Source organism: Cupriavidus pauculus (genome assembly GCF_008801835.1).
In the GTDB taxonomy this organism is placed as follows: domain Bacteria; phylum Pseudomonadota; class Gammaproteobacteria; order Burkholderiales; family Burkholderiaceae; genus Cupriavidus; species Cupriavidus pauculus.
Genome location: NZ_VZOW01000009.1, coordinates 47969 through 63952 on the forward strand (window position 1 = coordinate 47969; position 15984 = coordinate 63952).

Genomic DNA, 15984 nt, shown 5'->3' on the forward strand with positions numbered 1-15984 from the left:
ATTCGCGGTATGCAGAAAGTCGCTAGTCTACCCCTTCCCTCCGCCGACGCGCTTGCCGCCTCGACGGCCCTTTCCACTGTGATTGGCGATGCCATTGCGGCCGCCGGCGGCTGGATCGGCTTCGATCGCTTCATGTCGCTCGCGCTTTACGCGCCGCGGCTGGGGTATTACAGCGGCGGCGCGGCCAAGTTCGGCCGCGATGCCGGCGACGGCAGCGATTTCATTACGGCGCCCGAACTGACGCCGTTTTTCGCACGGACGCTGGCGCGCCAGTTCGCGCCGCTGGTCGCCATGGACCTGCCGCACGTGATGGAATTCGGCGCGGGCACCGGGCGGCTGGCGTCCGACCTGCTGCTGGCGCTCGAATCCGAAGGCGCACTGCCGCAGTCCTACAGCATCGTCGAGCTGTCGGGCGAGTTGCGCGCACGCCAGCAGGAAACGCTGGCGCGGCGCGCCCCGCATCTGGCCGAGCGCGTGACGTGGCTGGACGCGCTGCCCGACCGTTTCGAGGGCGTGGTGGTCGGCAACGAGGTGCTGGACGCCATGCCGGTGCGCCTGTTCGCGCGCAATCACGGCCAGTGGCACGAACGCGGCGTGGTGCGTGACGGCGACAGCTTTGCCTACCAGGACCGCCAACTTGACGATGCGGCGGTGCCAGCCGTGCTGCGAGACTTCCCTGGCGATCACGACGTGGTCACCGAAACCCATGCTGAAGCCGAAGGTTTCACGCGCGCCGTGGGCGCGATGCTGGCGCGCGGCGCGGCCTTCTTCATCGATTACGGATTTCCGGCGGCCGAGTACTACCACCCGCAGCGCGCGGGCGGCACGCTGATGTGCCACTACCGCCATCATGCGCATCCCGATCCGTTTCTGTACCCGGGGCTGCAGGACATCACCGCGCATGTGAATTTCAGCGGCATCGCCGAAGCGGCCGTCGACGCAGGACTGACCGTGGCGGGCTTCGCCTCCCAGGCGCGCTTCCTGATGAACGCCGGCATTACCGACCTGATGATGTCGCTGGATCCGTCCGACGCGCGCGCGTTCCTGCCGCAGGCCAACGCAGTGCAGAAGCTGCTCAGCGAGGCCGAGATGGGCGAGCTGTTCAAGGTGATCGCGCTGACCCGCGATCTCGACGACGCGCTGCCGCTGGCCGGCTTTGCGCGCGGCGACCGCAGCTTTGCCCTCTGAGGCGCCGACATGCTGCGCTGGACCTTCACCATCTTCCTCTGCGTGATCGTGCTGTCCGCATCGCTGCCATGGCTGCAAAAGATCGGCCTGGGCCGACTGCCCGGCGACGTGCGCTTCCGCCTGTTCGGCCGCGAATACGTACTGCCGTTTGCATCGACCATCCTGCTGTCGCTGCTGGCGCTGGTGATCGGCAAACTCCTCTAGCGCGCCAGCGTTGCGGCGTGCGAGGCCTGCACACCGCAACGCCGCGCGCAACACCTACGCACACGCCGCCCGGGCGCGCTGCCCCTACTCCATCAAACCAAGCCGGCCGGCCACTGCCGCCACGCGCGCCTGGTGCACGCGATCCTTGATCAGGTCGACCTTGTCGGCGCAGGCCTTGGCGATGGCGCCCGCATCGACCGACGCAGCGGCCTCGCGCGCCGCGAGCAGGCGCGCGGTCTGCGGGTAATCGCGGTCCTCGAAGCCCAGTCGGCCGCGCGCGTCGGCTTCGCATGCCTGCAGGGCCTGGGCAAAGCGCTCGGGCTTGCGCAGCGCGTCGCAGCGTTCGACCAGCCGCGTCAGCGCCGCCGCGCCGAATTCCATGGAACGATGGATATTGCCGTGCTCGCGCGCCACCAGCACTGCCAGTTCTCGGCAGTCGTTGGGCACGCGCAGGCGCTGGCAGACCGCTTCGAGCAGTTTCACGCTGCGCTGTTCATGCCCGATATGGCGCGGCAGCACGTCTGCGGGCGTGGTGCCCTTGCCCAGGTCGTGCGTCAACGCGGCAAAGCGCACGGGCAGCGACGCGCCGCTGCGCGCGGCATAGTCGACCACCATCATCACGTGCACGCCGGTATCGATTTCAGGGTGATAATCGGCGCGCTGCGGCACGCCCCACAGGCGGTCGAGTTCCGGCAGCAGCCGCGCCAGCGCGCCACAGTCGCGCAACACATCGAACATGCGCGACGGCGTGGCCTCCATCAGCCCGCGCGCCAGTTCCTGCCACACGCGCTCGGGCACCAGCGCGTCGACCTCGCCAAGTTCGACCATGCGGCGCATCAGCGCGACCGTCTCAGGCGCCACAGTGAAATCGGCGAAGCGCGCGGCAAAGCGCGCGGCGCGCAGGATCCGCACGGGATCCTCGGCAAACGCATCGGAAACGTGCCGGAACACGCGGCGCTGCAGATCCTGCCGGCCGCCGTAGGGATCGAGGATCGGCCCGACCAGATTGCCGTGTTCGTCGACCGCCTGGGCCATCGCGTTGATGGTGAGGTCACGCCGCACCAGATCGTCTTCTAGCGTGACATCGGGCCCGGTATAGAACGCAAACCCCTTGTAGCCCACGGCCGTCTTGCGCTCGGTGCGCGCCAGCGCGTATTCCGCGCGCGTCTGCGGATGCAGGAACACGGGAAAATCCTTGCCCACCGGCTTGTAGCCGGCGGCTTCCATCTGTTGCGGCGTGGCGCCCACCACGACATAGTCGCGGTCCTGGCTGGGCGTACCCAGCAACTGATCGCGGATGGCGCCGCCGACGGCATAGACCTGCATCGTCAACCCGTCACGACGATGGCATCGGGCCGATCGGGCCGCGTGCGATACGGCTCGTCGGCCACCACGAAATCGCGCTCCGCGCGCGCGCCGGCGATCCATTCCTGCATGGCGGGCAAGCCCAGCATGAAGTCGGCATAAGCCTGTGCCGCATCGGGCAGGCGCACCCCGTAGGTGGCAAAGCGGCTGACCACGGGCGCGTAAAACGCATCGGCCACCGAAAACTCGCCAAACAGAAACGGCCCCTTGGCACCGTGGCGTGCGCGCAGATCGGTCCAGATCGATGCGATGCGATCGATGTCGCCCTGCACGGCCACGTTCCAGCCGATGCCGGGCGCCAGCTTGGCCGTGATGTTCATCGGCATCTGGCTGCGCAGATTGCCGAAGCCCGAATGCATTTCCGCGCAGACCGAGCGCGCCGTCGCGCGCGCGGCGGCGTCGGCGGGCCACAACTGCTTTTCAGGAAAGCGCTCGGCCACGTATTCGGAGATCGACAGCGAATCCCACACGGTCACGTCGCCATCAATCAGCGTCGGCACCTTGCCGGCCGGCGAATAGCGCGCGATCTCGACGTCGAAATCCGGGGTGAACAGGCGCAGCGCGACTTCCTCGAATGCGATGCCGGCGTGGCGCAGCAGCAGCCAGGGGCGCAGCGACCAGGACGAATAGTTCTTGTTGCCGATGACGAGCTTCATCGTGAATTTCCTTGAAGGGGCAGGCACAGCGATTGGACGGTGGCGGGCATGGCGGGCGCGATATCCGCGGCGCGCCGGCGATCCGTCGCGGACGACGGGCCGATGCCGTGCAGACCGTGGATGGACGTTTGGGCGATTGTGCGATTGGGGCGGTCATTGGCCGAAGCCCCAGCCGCGCATGGCCATGCGCCGGAACCGAACATTCTAGCGACGCAACGGCCCGCGCTCCAAGCGAAATGCGCGTTCGCGAGCGATTGCGCCGCGTCGCTTCAGCGGTGGACGCTGCCGCGCATGGCCTGCAAGACCGATTCGTGGCCGCGGCCGGCCAGCACATCGGTCATCACGGATTCGAGGCTGAGCGGATGCACGCCGAGCTCCGGCGCCATCGGCTGTGCCAGCACGTTGTCGAGCCGCATCGAGTCGAGGTTGTCGCGCGATAGCACCGTGCCGCCCGGCATGTACTCAAGCACCGCGGCCTGCATGCGCGCCAGCGCATCGGGCAGCGCGATTACCGGTCGCGGATGGCCCGAGGCGCGCCCGGCAAACTTCACCAGTTCCTCCAGCGTATAGACCTGCGGGCCGCCCAGTTCGTAGGCCTGCCCGATGGTGGCGCGATTGGCCATCGCATTGACGAACGCCTGCGCCACATCGAGCACGAACACGGGCTGGAAACGCGCCTGCGCGCACGCCAGCGGCACCACGGGCGCCATCTGCTGCAACTGCGCGAACAAGTTGATGAAATGGTCGTCGGGACCGAACACCACGGACGGGCGGAAGATCGTCCAGTCCAGACCGCTCTCGCGCACCACGCGCTCGCCTTCGCCCTTGCTGCGCAGATACATCGACGGGCCTTGCGGGTCGGCGCCCAGCGCGCTCATGTGGATCAGCCTGCGGACGCCGGTGCGCTGGCAAGCCTCCACCAACTGGCGCGGCAGATCCACGTGCGCGGCGGCAAACTGCGGGCCGTACGGGTCGGCGCGATCGCCATGGAGCACGCCCACCAGGTTGACGACGATACCGTCGACGCCGAGCGACCCGATCGCGTCGTCGAGCACGGCGGCATCGGCCAGCCCAAGCTCGACGACTTCCACGCGCGGCAGCAACAGCAGATGCTGGGCATGCTCGGTCTTGCGCGTGCCGACCACGATGCGTTCGGGTGCGATGGGACTATCGGGATTGGCTGCCGGATCGATCGGCGCGCCCGAGGCGGACGCCGCGCCGGCCAGGCGGGACACGAGGTGGCTGCCGATGAAACCGGCGCCCCCGATGACAAGGACATTGCTGGTCTGCATGCTGGGCTCCGAGACTTGCACGTTACGCGGGCATGAAATAGGCGCGACGCGTCACGAAGCGCCCGCCGGCCCGTGTGGCGGACCGGCAGGCGAGCCGGAACAGACCGCGGATCAGGGCAGGCTGGTCGTCGTGACGGCCGACGGCGCGACCACTCCCAGCCGGTCTTTCAGCGACTGCGGGCGGCCACTCATCAATGCAGCATAGTACGTGGCATTGGAAAGCACATTCTTCACATAGGTTCGCGTTTCCGTGAACGGGATGGTCTCTGCAAAGATCGCGCCTTCCACGGGCCGCGACAGGCTCGAACGCCACGCCTTGGGGCGTCCCGGGCCGGCGTTGTACCCGGCCGACGCCAGCGTCCATGAACTATCGAGGTCCGTCAGCACCATGCTCATGTAATTCGTGCCGAGCAGGATGTTGATGTTGGGATCGCCCATCATCGACGGCGAGAAATCGGTCATGCCGATTTTCCGCGCGACGAACTTCGCCGTGGCCGGCATCACCTGCATCAGGCCATGGGCGCCCGCCGAAGACCGCGCATTCATGATGAACCGCGACTCCTGACGGATCAGCCCGTACGCCCAGGCCATATCCAGGCCGACGTCGTCGGTGGCGCGCTGCATGATGTCGCGATACGGCATCGGAAAACGCTGCGCGAAATCGTGCTCGGTCCTGGTGCGATCGGCGGTGTTGACGGTGCGGTCCAGCAGCTCGATCTTGCGCGCATATTCGGCGGCCGCCAGCAGCTCGCGATCGCTCATGCCGCGCAATTCCCAGTTCCATTCGCGATTGCCTTCGAAGCGCAGATTCAGGTCGTAGAACTTCTGCGCGCGCACGAAGCCTGGCCGCGTGCGCATCGCCGTCGCTTCGGCGTCGCTCACGATGGTACGTTGCGGCAGCGTGATGCGATTGCCCAGTTCCTCGCTGGCCAGTTGGCCGTAGAAGTTGAACTGGCCGGCGATCGACTGGAATTGCGCCTGCGCGTCGGCGTTGCGGCCGTCGGCCTTGAGCGCGCGCGCGTACCAATATGTCCACGCCGGATCCTTGGCGCGCAGTTCGGGGCGCATCAGGTCGATCGACTGGCGCACCTGTTTCCAGTCGCCCTGGCGCAGCGCGGCGCGCACGCGCCACTCCTGCGATTCGTCCGAAAGCCACTGGTTGCCGCCCATGTCGAGCTGGCGACGATAGTAGCCGGCCGCTTCCGGCATCAGCTTCTTGGCGGCGAACTGGCCGATCACGCCCCACGCCGCGCCCTGTTCGTCGCGCGAAATGGTGCCGACGATGGTGTTCAGATAGGCGGCGGCCTGCGCGGGATCGCTGCGCGCCATCTTCACCACGGTGGCCAGCGAATCGCTGTCGACGCGCGCGTCGGGGACGGTCGCGGCGATCTTGCCGGCCAGCGTCGTGTAGTTTTGCTCCAGCGCCTGACGTGCCTGGAAGGCCACGTCGCTACGCTGGATCTGCTGGCTTTGCGCGAGGTAGCCGATCAAATCGACGCAGCCTTCGCCGTAGTAGCGCGGATCGACCAGCACGGCGCGCGCCTCGGCGGCTACGTTCTGGCCTTTCAGCGCGCGCGACAAGAGCGCGTAGCACTCCACCTGCGTGTCGTCCTTGAGCACGAACTGTGGATACTGGACATCGAAATTGGCCCAGTCGCGCTTCTTGCCCAGCACCAGCAACCAGTCGTTGCGCATCCGGTCGGCAATCGCGTCGCCCTGGTAGCGCTGCAGGAATGCGGCGACTTCGGCATCGGGCGCGTCGATGCGCGCGAGACCGCTGCTGTCGAACATCTGCGGTTTGATGCGGAAGTATTCGACGTACGACGGAATCGGGTAATCGACCAGCGTGGCCGAGATCGCCGCGGCGCGGTCGACGTCGTTCTTGCGCGCGGCTTCGCGCAGCGCCACGAAGGCGTCGTCCGGATTCGACGGAATGGTCAGCGCGGCCGGCTGTTGCTGCACCGGGCGCGACTGCGGCGCCGGCTTTTTCTGCGCATAGGCGGGGCTGGCCAGCAGCGCGCCCGCAAACGCCAACCCTGCGATGCGACCGGCGCGGCGCAGATATACTCCCTTCGGCATTATTTGCTATCCCTTGTGTGGTCTGGTGCCCATGAACCCATGCGGCACGGAAGATTTGCCTGTCTCAGACATTGATTGTTCGCGGCCATTATTGCACGCCATGTCGTCACCTCAATCACCGGACAACGGCCCTGACGCCGGCCAATTCGCCGACGTCGAGGATCGCCGCCTGTTGCGCCGTCAACTGCTAACGCTGCGCGCCAACCTGCCGCACCGCGCCGCCGCCGATGCACGCATCGATGCCGCGCTTGGCACACTGCTGGAGCGCGTGGGTGCGCAGACGGTGGGCTTCTACTGGCCGATCCAGCAGGAATTCGATGCACGCGCCACGGTGGCCCGATGGCTGGCGGCCATGGCGGGCCGCGTGGCCGCCCTGCCGGTGGTCAGCCGTCCCGGCGCGCCGCTGGACTTCCATGTGTGGACGCCTGACACGACGATGCGCGCCGGACACTACGTCATTCCCGTGCCCGATGGCACTGCGGCCGCCACGCCCGACGCGCTGCTCATTCCCTGTGTCGGTTTCAGCGCCGAGAAGTTCCGGCTGGGCTACGGCGGCGGCTTCTACGATCGCACGCTGGCCGCCATGGCCGAGCGCGGCGCGCAGCCGCTGGCGATCGGCATCGCTTTCGATGCGTGCCGCATCGCACTGCGGCCGGCCGCGCACGACTTGCCGATGGACTGGCTGGTCACCGAAAGCGGCGCGGTCTGAGCGTTCGCGCCAGCACGCCAGGCGATGCCGCGCGCTGGCCACAGACGCGCTCGGACACGCGCCGCGACCACATGACGCCACGCCCCCACATCGCGCCCTTAACTTGCAGCAGGCGCTGGCGCCGGCACGAGTGCGTCGATCAGCTCGCGCATGCGCTTCCAGTGCGATCCTTCCCAGAACACGCGCCGGCACTTCGGGCAACTGACAAAGCGCTCGTGCCGCTCGAACACGCCATCGGGCACGCGGCCCTGCGCCTGCGGCTTGTCGATGCGTTGCAGCGGCACGTTGCAGTCCAGGCATAGCGCAAACGGCCGCGCACTGCGCGCCAGATCGAGCCGCGCAAACACCTCGCGCGCCTGCAGCGGCGACTTGATGGCGCGCACATAGCAGCCGTGCGTGATTTCGCGGCGCTTGAGCAGTTCGCGGTCGCGCGTCAGCACGATGCGCCGCTCGGCGGCGGCGATGCGCGCAATCTCGCTGTCCTCGAAATGGTTGTCGTAGAGCGTGTCGAATCCGGTCATGCGCAAGAGGTGCGCAAGACCGCCCAGGTGCGCATCGGCAATAAAGCGGATCTCGCGCAGCGGGCGCTCGCGCACGCGCAGCAGCGGCGTGATATCGAGCGATTCGAACTGCGGATAGACGGCCACGCGGTCGCCGTCCTCAATGATGTGGTCGAACGGCGCCGATTCGCCATTCACGAGAATCAGTTCCACCTCGGTATGCGGCACGCCCAGCGCCTCGATCATGTGCTTGACCGTGGCCGCCCGCGCGCAGGCGCGCGACAGGTCGCGGCGCCGTTGCGATGGCGCCAGGAAATCGTTCAGTTCCTCGTAGAAACGGAAAGTGGCGTGGACCATGGCGTCGAGTATGACACCATCGCGCGCGGCGCAACACGCCACGACACGCCGCTATCGGGCGTTGCCGATCCGCAATGCGGCCTCCACCGCCATGCGCGCCCAGGGCGTCATCGCGGCCGGCGATTCCAGGCACGCGGGCGGGAGGCTCAGATAGTGACGCAACGTCACCTCGCGCCGCGCCGAGTGGTAGCGAAACGGCTCGCTGCCTTCGGCGGCAAAGCGCGCTAGCGTCACGTCGTCGGCTTTCAGGTAGCACTGGCCGCCGCTGACCAGCGCGAACATCAGGCCATCGTAAAACAGACCGTGCCCGCCAAACATGCGTTTGGCCGTGATCGGGCCGATGCCGGACGCCAGCGGCGCCATCAGTTCGAGCAGGTGCTCGACGAACGGATCTGGGCGGCGCGCGGCGGGCATTGCAGGATCGGCGGCGGTGGGCGGCGTTACAGCTTCAGCCGCTGCCAGATCGCCTTGGTGGCCGCGGCGGTATTGAGCGTGTAGAAGTGCAGGCCTGGCACGCCGGCGGCCAGCAGGCGCTCGCACAAAGCGGTCACCACATCGAGGCCGAAGGCGCGGATCGCTTCCTTGTCGTCGCCGAACGATTCGAGCCGCTTGGCCACCCAGCGCGGCACTTCGGCGCCGCACATCTCGGAAAAGCGCATCAGCTGCGAGTAGTTGGTGATCGGCATGATGCCCGGCACGATCGGCACGTCCACGCCCATCTTGCGCACGTCGTCGACGAAGCGGAAGTACGCGTCGGCGTTGTAGAAATACTGCGTGATCGCCGAGTTGGCGCCGGCCTTCACCTTGCGCACGAAATTGTCCAGATCGTGCTTGGGCGAGCGTGCCTGCGGATGGTATTCGGGATAGGCGGCGACTTCGATGTTGAACCAGTCGCCGGTCTCCGCGCGGATGAATTCGACCAGTTCGTTGGCATAGCGGAACTCGCCGATCTCGCCCATGCCGGACGGCATGTCGCCGCGCAGCGCGACAATATGGCGGATGCCGCCGTCGCGATACGTCTGCAGGATATTGCGGATGCTCTCGCGAGACGATCCCACGCACGACAGATGCGGCGCGGCTTCGATGCCTTCGCGCTGGATTTCCAGCACGGCGTCGAGCGTGCCTTGCTGCGTGGTGCCGCCCGCGCCAAACGTCACGGAGATGTACTTGGGCTGCAGCGGCGCCAGTTGCGCGCGCGTGTTGCGCAGTTTCTCCGCGCCTTCCGCCGTCTTGGGCGGGAAGAATTCGAAGCTGTAGTAGCGATCAGTCATGGTTGGCACGCCGCATTCGCGGCGCCCGATAAGAATCGTTGAAGCAGGCCATCGGCGCCGCGCGGGGCGCCCGGACGGCTGGTCAGTTGCGCTCGCCCAGCAACACGCTGGAGAGGATCCACGAGATCACGCTGTACAGGATCGAGCCCAGCAGCGCGGCGCCAAACCCGTTCACGACGAATCCCTGCAGCAGGTTGCCGACGAACAGGAACAGCAGCGCGTTGATGACGAAGATGAACAGACCCAGCGTCACCAGCGTGACCGGCAGAGTCAGGATGACCAGGATCGGCCGGATCAGCGTGTTGACCAGACCCAGCACCAGCGCGGCGATCATCGCGGCGCCGAAGCCTCCGAGATGGATTCCGCTGATCAGGCTGCCTACCAGAAACAGTGCAGCGGCATTGATGATCCAGACGGCCAACAGTCTCATTGCGACTCCTTTGTTTTCAGGGCGATGCAATCGCTTGCGAAGGCGATCGACGTCGATCGATCGCGTCGGCCGGCGAGCGTCGCGCCCGTCGGCCAGTAGAGAAGGACCGCGCACCGCGGCGCCGGTTCATCGGGCGCGGCCGCCGCTTGATCGCGCCGCAGGTTTGGCCGCCCGCGACGCCGGATCGAGCGGCCGCCAGCGCCGAGACGCCGGTGCGCGTTCCACGCCCCTCGTCCGCCGCGTGGCGGGAGGGGCACCGCCAATCAATAGCGGTAGTGGTCGGCCTTGTACGGGCCTTGCTTCTGCACGCCGATGTAGGCCGCCTGCTGGTCGGTCAGCTCGGTCAGTTGCGCGTTGAGCTTCTTCAGCTGCAGGCGCGCGACCTTTTCGTCCAGGTGCTTGGGCAGCACGTACACGCCCACCGGGTACTTGCCGCTGTCACGCTCGGCCCACAGTTCGATCTGCGCGATCGTCTGGTTGGCAAACGAGCTGCTCATCACGTACGACGGGTGGCCCGTGGCGCAGCCCAGGTTCACCAGGCGGCCCTTGGCCAGGATGATCAGCTTCTTGCCGTCCGGGAACACGACGTGGTCGACCTGCGGCTTGATTTCGTCCCATTCGTACTTTTCGATCGACGCGATGTCGATCTCGTTGTCGAAGTGGCCGATGTTGCAGACGATGGCCTGGTCCTTCATCTTGACCATGTGGTCATGCGTGATCACGTGGTAGTTGCCGGTGCAGGTCACGAAGATGTCGCCGTGTTCGGCAGCGTAGTCCATCGTGACGACGCGGTAGCCTTCCATGGCGGCCTGCAGCGCGCAGATCGGGTCGATTTCCGTGACCCAGACCTGGGCCGACAGCGCGCGCAGCGCCTGTGCGCTGCCCTTGCCCACGTCGCCATAACCCGCCACCACGGCGACCTTGCCGGCGATCATCACGTCGGTGGCGCGCTTGATGCCGTCCACCAGCGATTCACGGCAGCCGTACAGGTTGTCGAACTTGCTCTTGGTGACCGAGTCGTTGACGTTGATGGCCGGGAACTTGAGTTCGCCCTTTTGCGCCATCTGGTACAGGCGGTGCACGCCGGTGGTGGTTTCCTCGGTCACGCCGCGGATGGCTGCGAGGTTGCGGCTGTACCAGCCCGGATCCTTCGCCAGCTTTTCCTTGATGGCGGCGAACAGGTAGGTTTCTTCCTCGCTGGTCGGCTTGGCGATCAGCGACGCATCCTTTTCGGCGCGCGCGCCCAGGTGCAGCAGCAGCGTGGCATCACCGCCGTCGTCCAGGATCATGTTCGGCGTGCCGCCGTCGGCCCAGTCGAAGATGCGGTGCGTGAAGTCCCAGTATTCCTTGAGCGTCTCGCCCTTGAACGCGAAGACCGGCGTGCCCGATGCGGCGATGGCGGCAGCGGCATGGTCCTGCGTCGAATAGATGTTGCACGATGCCCAGCGCACGTCGGCGCCCAGCGCCTTGAGCGTCTCGATCAGCACGGCGGTCTGGATCGTCATGTGCAGCGAGCCGGCAATGCGCGCGCCCTTGAGCGGCTGCGCGGCGGCGAATTCGTCACGGATTGCCATCAGGCCCGGCATTTCGGTCTCGGCGATGGCGATTTCCTTGCGGCCCCAGCCGGCCAGGCCGATATCGGCCACGAGGTAATCTTGCTTCAGGTCGGTCACAGCGTTCATGTTTCACTCCGATGTAAGAGTGGCGCATGGAACGGGAGAAGATGCGGACGCGCCGCGATGATGATCGCGGCGGGCAGACAGGTCGACTCGCGTCCCGTGCAAACCACGGAACAGCGAGCGCCGTTGAGACATTCCGAGCCTGGCGAATGGCGCTGGGACAGGGCGTGACCGCCTGTGCCGCGAAGTCCATCCGTTGCAACGCTCCTCGGAGTGGCGGTATTGTAGCGTCCTGTTTGCGCCCTGCGGCGTGAACCCCTAGTTTTTTTCCTGCTTTTGTTCGCCACCCTCCCCTCACCCCGCGCCTTGCACATGCTCCCCACGCCACCCCGCACCCTGACCATCGCCGGTTCCGATTCCGGCGGCGGCGCAGGCATCCAGGCGGATCTGAAGACTTTCGCCGCGCTGGGCTGCTTCGGCATGAGCGCGATCACCGCCATCACGGCGCAGAACACGCTCGGCGTGACCGGCGTGCACGCGATTCCCGCCGACATGGTCGCGGCGCAGATCGACGCGGTGGCCAGCGACATCGGCGTCGACGCCGCCAAGACCGGCATGCTGGGCACAGCCGCGATCGTCGAAGCGGTGGCCGATGCAGTCGATCGACATGGCATCCGCCGGCTCGTGGTGGATCCCGTCATGATTTCCACTTCGGGCGCCACGCTGTCCGACGATGCAACCAGCCAGGCGATGGTCAGGCTGCTGTTTGCGCGCGCCACGCTGGTCACGCCGAATCTGCCCGAGGCGTCGTATTTGCTGGGCCGGCGCATCGCGCGCCGCGCCGAGATGGAGGCCGCTGCGGCCGACCTGCTGGCCATGGGCTGTCAGGCCGTGCTGCTCAAGGGCGGGCACCTGGAGGACGACGGCCCGGGCGCGGCGGGACTGGACGACCTGCTGATGCTGGCCGACGGCACCGTGCGCGTGTACACGCATCGGCGCATCGACACGCCGAACCTGCACGGCACCGGCTGCACGCTGGCCGCGGCCATCGCGGCCCAGTTGGCGCGCGGCGAGGCGCTGCCCGACGCCGTCAGCACCGCGCTCGATTACGTCGCCCAGGCTATCGCCGCCGGCGCGCAACTGCGCCTGGGCGCCGGCAACGGCCCGCTGAACCACAGCTTCGCGCCGCGCGCGCTGGGATGACCACGATGGAAATGCTGACCGACATCGACCTGCGCCAGGACCCCGACGCGCGCTGGTACGTGAAGGACGAAACCGTGCAGGTGACGTTTGCCGCCGGAGCGGGCGAGCTGATCAGCCGCGAGGGGCCTAACCGCTATGGACGCGGCGACGCCATTGTTACCGGCGCCACCGGCGACCGCTGGGTGGTGTCGCGCGCGCGCTTCGATGCGCGCTACCTGCCGGCCGCATCGCACGCCCATGGCGAGGACGGCGCCTATCGCAACAAGCCGACGCCCGTGCTGGTCAAGGAGATGTCGCGCGCCTTTGCCATCGAGCGATCGGCGGGCGGCGACGTGCTCAACGGCAAACCCGGCGACTGGCTGATGCAATACGCGCCCGGCGACCATGGCATCACCGAGCGCGCAAGATTTCTTGCCGTGTACCGGCCCGCGCCGTCGCAACCGTCGGAACGCGCGGAACCGGAAGATCCGAAGGCCTAGTTGCCGCCCACCAGCTGCACCAGCTTGAACGCGGCGCGGGCCGAGCAAACCACCGTACCCGCGGCGTCGCGGGCCTCGCCCTCGACAAAGGCGATCTTGCCGCCGCGGCGCATGATGCGCGCCTCGAACGTCAGTTCACCGCGCGCGGCGGCCAGGAAATGCGTGGACATGTCGATCGTGATCACGCCCACTTCCAGCGGCGCATGCGAGCGCGCCGCGCCGCTCAGCGTGAAATCGAGCACCGCCATCAGCGTGCCGCCGTGCACGTCGCCACGGCTGTTCACAACGTTCGGGTTGGCGGGCAGCCGGGTGCGGCACAGTCCGTCTTCCATGTGTTCCGGCTGCAGGCCCAGCAGGCGCATCAGCGGGATGTCGATACCGAAATAGGGCTTGTCGGGCGTGCCGGGAGCGGCGGGCTTGATGTCGTGCACAGCTGTTTCCTCTCTGCCGGGTTCCGTAGGTCGGAACCTCATTGCTCTGGTGACTGGACGAGAGAGGATATGCGGATTGGTGGGGCGCTGCCAGATGGAGTGGCCGGTTAGCGCCCAATCTGTCGGATTTCGTGACGCGCCGGCGCCGGACGGGGAATTCGTCGCCGCCCTGCCCCCTTGGCGTCCCCTCAGGGCGCGCCGGGGGCAGGCCGGGCGGCCTCAGGCGAACATGCGGGTCAGGTCCGCCACTGCGGCGGGCACGTCGTCGGCCTCGGTGATCGCGCGCACCACCGCCGCGCTGCCCACGCCCACGGCCAGCACTTCGCGCATATTGCCGGCGTTGACGCCGCCAATGCCGACCAGCGACGGAATCACCGGCTGCATCAGCGCCACATACGACTGGAAGCGCCCCATGCCCTGCGGCTGCGTCGGCATGACCTTGGTGGTGGTCGGGAAAATGGCGCCGAGCGCCAGGTAGCTGGGGCCGATGGCCGCCACGCGCAGCATCTCCGCGTAGCCGTGCGTGGACACGCCCAGACGCAGGCCCGACGCCCGGATCGCATCGAGATCGGCCGCGTCCAGGTCTTCCTGACCCAGATGGATGCCATAGATGCCGCTGTCCCCGCCGCACGCCGCATGGTGGTCGATCGCCACGCGCCAGTGGTCGTTGATGAACAGCCGCGACGACTGGCCCTTCGCCGCATTGGCGGCGCGCACCACTTCGGCCTTCACCGCGGCGGGATCGTCGGACTTGAAGCGCAACTGCACGGTCGGCACCTTCAACGGCACCAGCTTTTCGATCCAGGCCGCGCTTGGCATCACCGCGTACAGGCCCAGATCGGGCGGACACGGCGCAAAAGCGGGCGCGGATTGTCCGGCCGGCACCAGCGCGGCATGGCGCACCTTCGGGAAGCGCGCGAAATCGGTCGGCCACGCCGCACTGCCCGGCTGCCACGCGCGCGCGATGCACAGCGCGTCGTGCGCGGGAAAATGCAGCGACAGCGCCGCGCACAGCACGGCCACGAAGGCCGGCGAATGCGCGGTCTCGTCGTCGGCCGGCACGTCGAGCACCCAGGTGCCCATCGGCGAACGCACCGTGTCGATCCAGCGGCCGCCTTCGCGCTCGGTTTCGATCAGCACCGCATTGGCCGCCGCAACGCGATCGATCGCATTGGTCTCGGCCTCGCCATCGGACAGCACCACGTCGTGGCCGCCCAGCGTGGCCGGCGCATTGGCCAGCGGCCACGCGCGCCATGGCGTGTCATCGCGCCCGAACCTCGCGGCAAAGCGCTCCATCAGGTCTTCGAACAGGGCGGCGTCGATGGCCGCGGCAACACCCGGGCGCGTCATGCGCGATCCTCCGCGCCTTCGGCGTGCCAGAACGGCATGCCGACCACGGGCGTGCTGGCCTGCGCGACTTCGCGCTCGGGCATCGGCCCGGCCAGATAAGCGGTGCGGCCGGCCTGCACGGCCTGGGCGAACGCGCGTGCCATGTTCACCGGATATGCTGCCTGCGCGACGGCGGTGTTCAGCAACACGCCGTCGTAGCCCCACTCCAGCACCTGCGCCGCATGCGACGGCAATCCCAGCCCCGCGTCGACGATCAGCGGCGTATCGGGCAGGCGGTCGCGCAGCGTGCGCATCGCGTGCGGATTGACCGCGCCGCGCCCGGTGCCGATCGGCGCGGCCCACGGCATCAGCGCCTGGCAGCCCACATCCAGCAGGCGGCGGCACAGCACCAGGTCCTCGGTGCAGTACGGCAACACCTTGAAGCCTTCCTTGATCAGCGTTTCGGCCACGGCCGGCATGTTCAGCGTATCGGGCTGCAGCGTGTAGTCGTCGCCGATCAGTTCGAGCTTGATCCAGTCGGTCTCGAACACTTCGCGCGCCATCATCGCCGTATTGACGACCTCGTTGGCAGTGAAGCAGCCGGCGGTATTGGGCAGCACCGGCACGCCCAGCGTGCGCAGCATCTGCCAGAAGGTGTCGCCGCCCAGCGTCTGGCCGTCGCCGCTGCCCACCGCGCTCTGGCGGCGCAGCGCCACGGTGATCATGGCCGGGCGCGACGCCTCGACGGCGGCCTGCAGCGTGGCCGGCGACGGATAGCGGGCGGTGCCCAGCAACAGGCGCGAATCGAACGATTCGCCATACAGCACGAACGGATCGCGCAACGATTCAGCAGGTTCGAATGTCATGATGAT

17 protein-coding genes and 1 riboswitch are annotated in these 15984 nt (G+C 67.4%); of the genes, 5 read left to right on the top strand and 12 right to left on the bottom strand.

Annotation, left to right across the window (positions count from 1 at the left end):
• The first annotated feature begins 9 nt into the window (after positions 1 to 9).
• Complete coding sequence (locus tag F7R19_RS12010) at positions 10 to 1188, top strand: class I SAM-dependent methyltransferase (protein ID WP_061956210.1); 1179 nt, start codon at positions 10 to 12, stop codon at positions 1186 to 1188.
• Between the two features lie 9 nt (positions 1189 to 1197).
• Positions 1198 to 1392: a DUF2905 domain-containing protein gene (locus F7R19_RS12015; RefSeq protein ID WP_061956212.1), complete on the top strand. Its 195-nt coding sequence runs from the start codon at positions 1198 to 1200 to the stop codon at positions 1390 to 1392.
• Positions 1393 to 1476: 84 nt separating this feature from the next.
• Here F7R19_RS12015 and F7R19_RS12020 read toward each other — a convergent pair whose 3' ends face one another.
• The 4 genes from F7R19_RS12020 to F7R19_RS12035 all read right to left on the bottom strand — a co-directional run bounded on the left by F7R19_RS12020 (position 1477) and on the right by F7R19_RS12035 (position 6784).
• Positions 1477 to 2718, bottom strand: coding sequence for a multifunctional CCA addition/repair protein (locus F7R19_RS12020; protein ID WP_150980829.1), 1242 nt, complete (start codon positions 2716 to 2718; stop codon positions 1477 to 1479).
• Between the two features lie 2 nt (positions 2719 to 2720).
• Positions 2721 to 3413 carry a glutathione S-transferase family protein gene (locus F7R19_RS12025; RefSeq protein WP_150980830.1) on the bottom strand — a complete coding sequence of 231 codons (693 nt, stop codon included), beginning with the start codon at positions 3411 to 3413 and terminating at the stop codon, positions 2721 to 2723.
• Positions 3414 to 3682: 269 nt separating this feature from the next.
• Positions 3683 to 4705, bottom strand: a complete 1023-nt coding sequence (locus tag F7R19_RS12030) for a complex I NDUFA9 subunit family protein (RefSeq protein WP_150980831.1) — start codon at positions 4703 to 4705, stop codon at positions 3683 to 3685.
• Between the two features lie 111 nt (positions 4706 to 4816).
• Positions 4817 to 6784, bottom strand: coding sequence for a lytic transglycosylase domain-containing protein (locus F7R19_RS12035; protein WP_150980832.1), 1968 nt, complete (start codon positions 6782 to 6784; stop codon positions 4817 to 4819).
• Positions 6785 to 6884: 100 nt separating this feature from the next.
• Here F7R19_RS12035 and F7R19_RS12040 point away from each other — a divergent pair, with 100 nt between their 5' ends.
• Complete coding sequence (locus tag F7R19_RS12040; protein WP_150980833.1) at positions 6885 to 7493, top strand: 5-formyltetrahydrofolate cyclo-ligase; 609 nt, start codon at positions 6885 to 6887, stop codon at positions 7491 to 7493.
• A gap of 98 nt (positions 7494 to 7591) precedes the next feature.
• Here the strand turns inward: F7R19_RS12040 and F7R19_RS12045 are convergent, their stop codons facing one another.
• The 5 genes from F7R19_RS12045 to ahcY all read right to left on the bottom strand — a co-directional run bounded on the left by F7R19_RS12045 (position 7592) and on the right by ahcY (position 11733).
• Positions 7592 to 8350: a Mut7-C RNAse domain-containing protein gene (locus F7R19_RS12045; RefSeq protein WP_061956379.1), complete on the bottom strand. Its 759-nt coding sequence runs from the start codon at positions 8348 to 8350 to the stop codon at positions 7592 to 7594.
• A gap of 51 nt (positions 8351 to 8401) precedes the next feature.
• Complete coding sequence (locus tag F7R19_RS12050; protein WP_150980834.1) at positions 8402 to 8764, bottom strand: TfoX/Sxy family protein; 363 nt, start codon at positions 8762 to 8764, stop codon at positions 8402 to 8404.
• A 26-nt stretch (positions 8765 to 8790) separates the two neighbouring features.
• Positions 8791 to 9621: a methylenetetrahydrofolate reductase [NAD(P)H] gene (metF, locus tag F7R19_RS12055; protein ID WP_061956226.1), complete on the bottom strand. Its 831-nt coding sequence runs from the start codon at positions 9619 to 9621 to the stop codon at positions 8791 to 8793.
• 82 nt (positions 9622 to 9703) lie between these two features.
• Positions 9704 to 10051: a phage holin family protein gene (locus tag F7R19_RS12060; RefSeq protein ID WP_061956228.1), complete on the bottom strand. Its 348-nt coding sequence runs from the start codon at positions 10049 to 10051 to the stop codon at positions 9704 to 9706.
• A 263-nt stretch (positions 10052 to 10314) separates the two neighbouring features.
• Positions 10315 to 11733, bottom strand: a complete 1419-nt coding sequence (gene ahcY / locus F7R19_RS12065) for an adenosylhomocysteinase (RefSeq protein WP_061956230.1) — start codon at positions 11731 to 11733, stop codon at positions 10315 to 10317.
• 108 nt (positions 11734 to 11841) lie between these two features.
• Positions 11842 to 11946: riboswitch (S-adenosyl-L-homocysteine riboswitch) on the bottom strand.
• Positions 11947 to 12042: 96 nt separating this feature from the next.
• Here ahcY and thiD point away from each other — a divergent pair.
• On the top strand, positions 12043 to 12873 hold the full coding sequence (gene thiD / locus F7R19_RS12070; protein WP_061956232.1) for a bifunctional hydroxymethylpyrimidine kinase/phosphomethylpyrimidine kinase: 831 nt from the start codon (positions 12043 to 12045) through the stop codon (positions 12871 to 12873).
• 5 nt (positions 12874 to 12878) lie between these two features.
• Positions 12879 to 13352, top strand: coding sequence for a PGDYG domain-containing protein (locus F7R19_RS12075; RefSeq protein ID WP_061956381.1), 474 nt, complete (start codon positions 12879 to 12881; stop codon positions 13350 to 13352).
• Here F7R19_RS12075 and F7R19_RS12080 read toward each other — a convergent pair.
• The 3 genes from F7R19_RS12080 to F7R19_RS12090 form a co-directional block, all read right to left on the bottom strand.
• Complete coding sequence (locus F7R19_RS12080; protein WP_061956234.1) at positions 13349 to 13783, bottom strand: PaaI family thioesterase; 435 nt, start codon at positions 13781 to 13783, stop codon at positions 13349 to 13351. The two genes, F7R19_RS12075 and F7R19_RS12080, sit on opposite strands and share 4 nt — an antisense overlap.
• A gap of 219 nt (positions 13784 to 14002) precedes the next feature.
• The gene (locus F7R19_RS12085) at positions 14003 to 15133 is read right to left on the bottom strand and encodes a thiamine phosphate synthase (protein ID WP_150980835.1); all 1131 of its coding nucleotides are present in this window, start codon (positions 15131 to 15133) and stop codon (positions 14003 to 14005) included.
• Positions 15130 to 15978: a thiazole synthase gene (locus F7R19_RS12090; protein WP_061956238.1), complete on the bottom strand. Its 849-nt coding sequence runs from the start codon at positions 15976 to 15978 to the stop codon at positions 15130 to 15132. Before F7R19_RS12090 ends, F7R19_RS12085 begins: the two co-directional genes overlap by 4 nt.
• Positions 15979 to 15984: the final 6 nt, after the last annotated feature.

Coding starts and splice junctions, on each gene's coding strand:
- metF (WP_061956226.1), bottom strand. CDS start 9,621: ATGACTGATCGCTACTACAGCTTCGAATTCTTCCCGCCCAAGACGGCG.
- F7R19_RS12050 (WP_150980834.1), bottom strand. CDS start 8,764: ATGCCCGCCGCGCGCCGCCCAGATCCGTTCGTCGAGCACCTGCTCGAA.
- thiD (WP_061956232.1), top strand. CDS start 12,043: ATGCTCCCCACGCCACCCCGCACCCTGACCATCGCCGGTTCCGATTCC.
- F7R19_RS12045 (WP_061956379.1), bottom strand. CDS start 8,350: ATGGTCCACGCCACTTTCCGTTTCTACGAGGAACTGAACGATTTCCTG.
- F7R19_RS12085 (WP_150980835.1), bottom strand. CDS start 15,133: ATGACGCGCCCGGGTGTTGCCGCGGCCATCGACGCCGCCCTGTTCGAA.
- F7R19_RS12015 (WP_061956212.1), top strand. CDS start 1,198: ATGCTGCGCTGGACCTTCACCATCTTCCTCTGCGTGATCGTGCTGTCC.
- F7R19_RS12075 (WP_061956381.1), top strand. CDS start 12,879: ATGGAAATGCTGACCGACATCGACCTGCGCCAGGACCCCGACGCGCGC.
- F7R19_RS12035 (WP_150980832.1), bottom strand. CDS start 6,784: ATGCCGAAGGGAGTATATCTGCGCCGCGCCGGTCGCATCGCAGGGTTG.
- F7R19_RS12030 (WP_150980831.1), bottom strand. CDS start 4,705: ATGCAGACCAGCAATGTCCTTGTCATCGGGGGCGCCGGTTTCATCGGC.
- ahcY (WP_061956230.1), bottom strand. CDS start 11,733: ATGAACGCTGTGACCGACCTGAAGCAAGATTACCTCGTGGCCGATATC.
- F7R19_RS12060 (WP_061956228.1), bottom strand. CDS start 10,051: ATGAGACTGTTGGCCGTCTGGATCATCAATGCCGCTGCACTGTTTCTG.
- F7R19_RS12025 (WP_150980830.1), bottom strand. CDS start 3,413: ATGAAGCTCGTCATCGGCAACAAGAACTATTCGTCCTGGTCGCTGCGC.
- F7R19_RS12010 (WP_061956210.1), top strand. CDS start 10: ATGCAGAAAGTCGCTAGTCTACCCCTTCCCTCCGCCGACGCGCTTGCC.
- F7R19_RS12020 (WP_150980829.1), bottom strand. CDS start 2,718: ATGCAGGTCTATGCCGTCGGCGGCGCCATCCGCGATCAGTTGCTGGGT.
- F7R19_RS12040 (WP_150980833.1), top strand. CDS start 6,885: ATGTCGTCACCTCAATCACCGGACAACGGCCCTGACGCCGGCCAATTC.
- F7R19_RS12090 (WP_061956238.1), bottom strand. CDS start 15,978: ATGACATTCGAACCTGCTGAATCGTTGCGCGATCCGTTCGTGCTGTAT.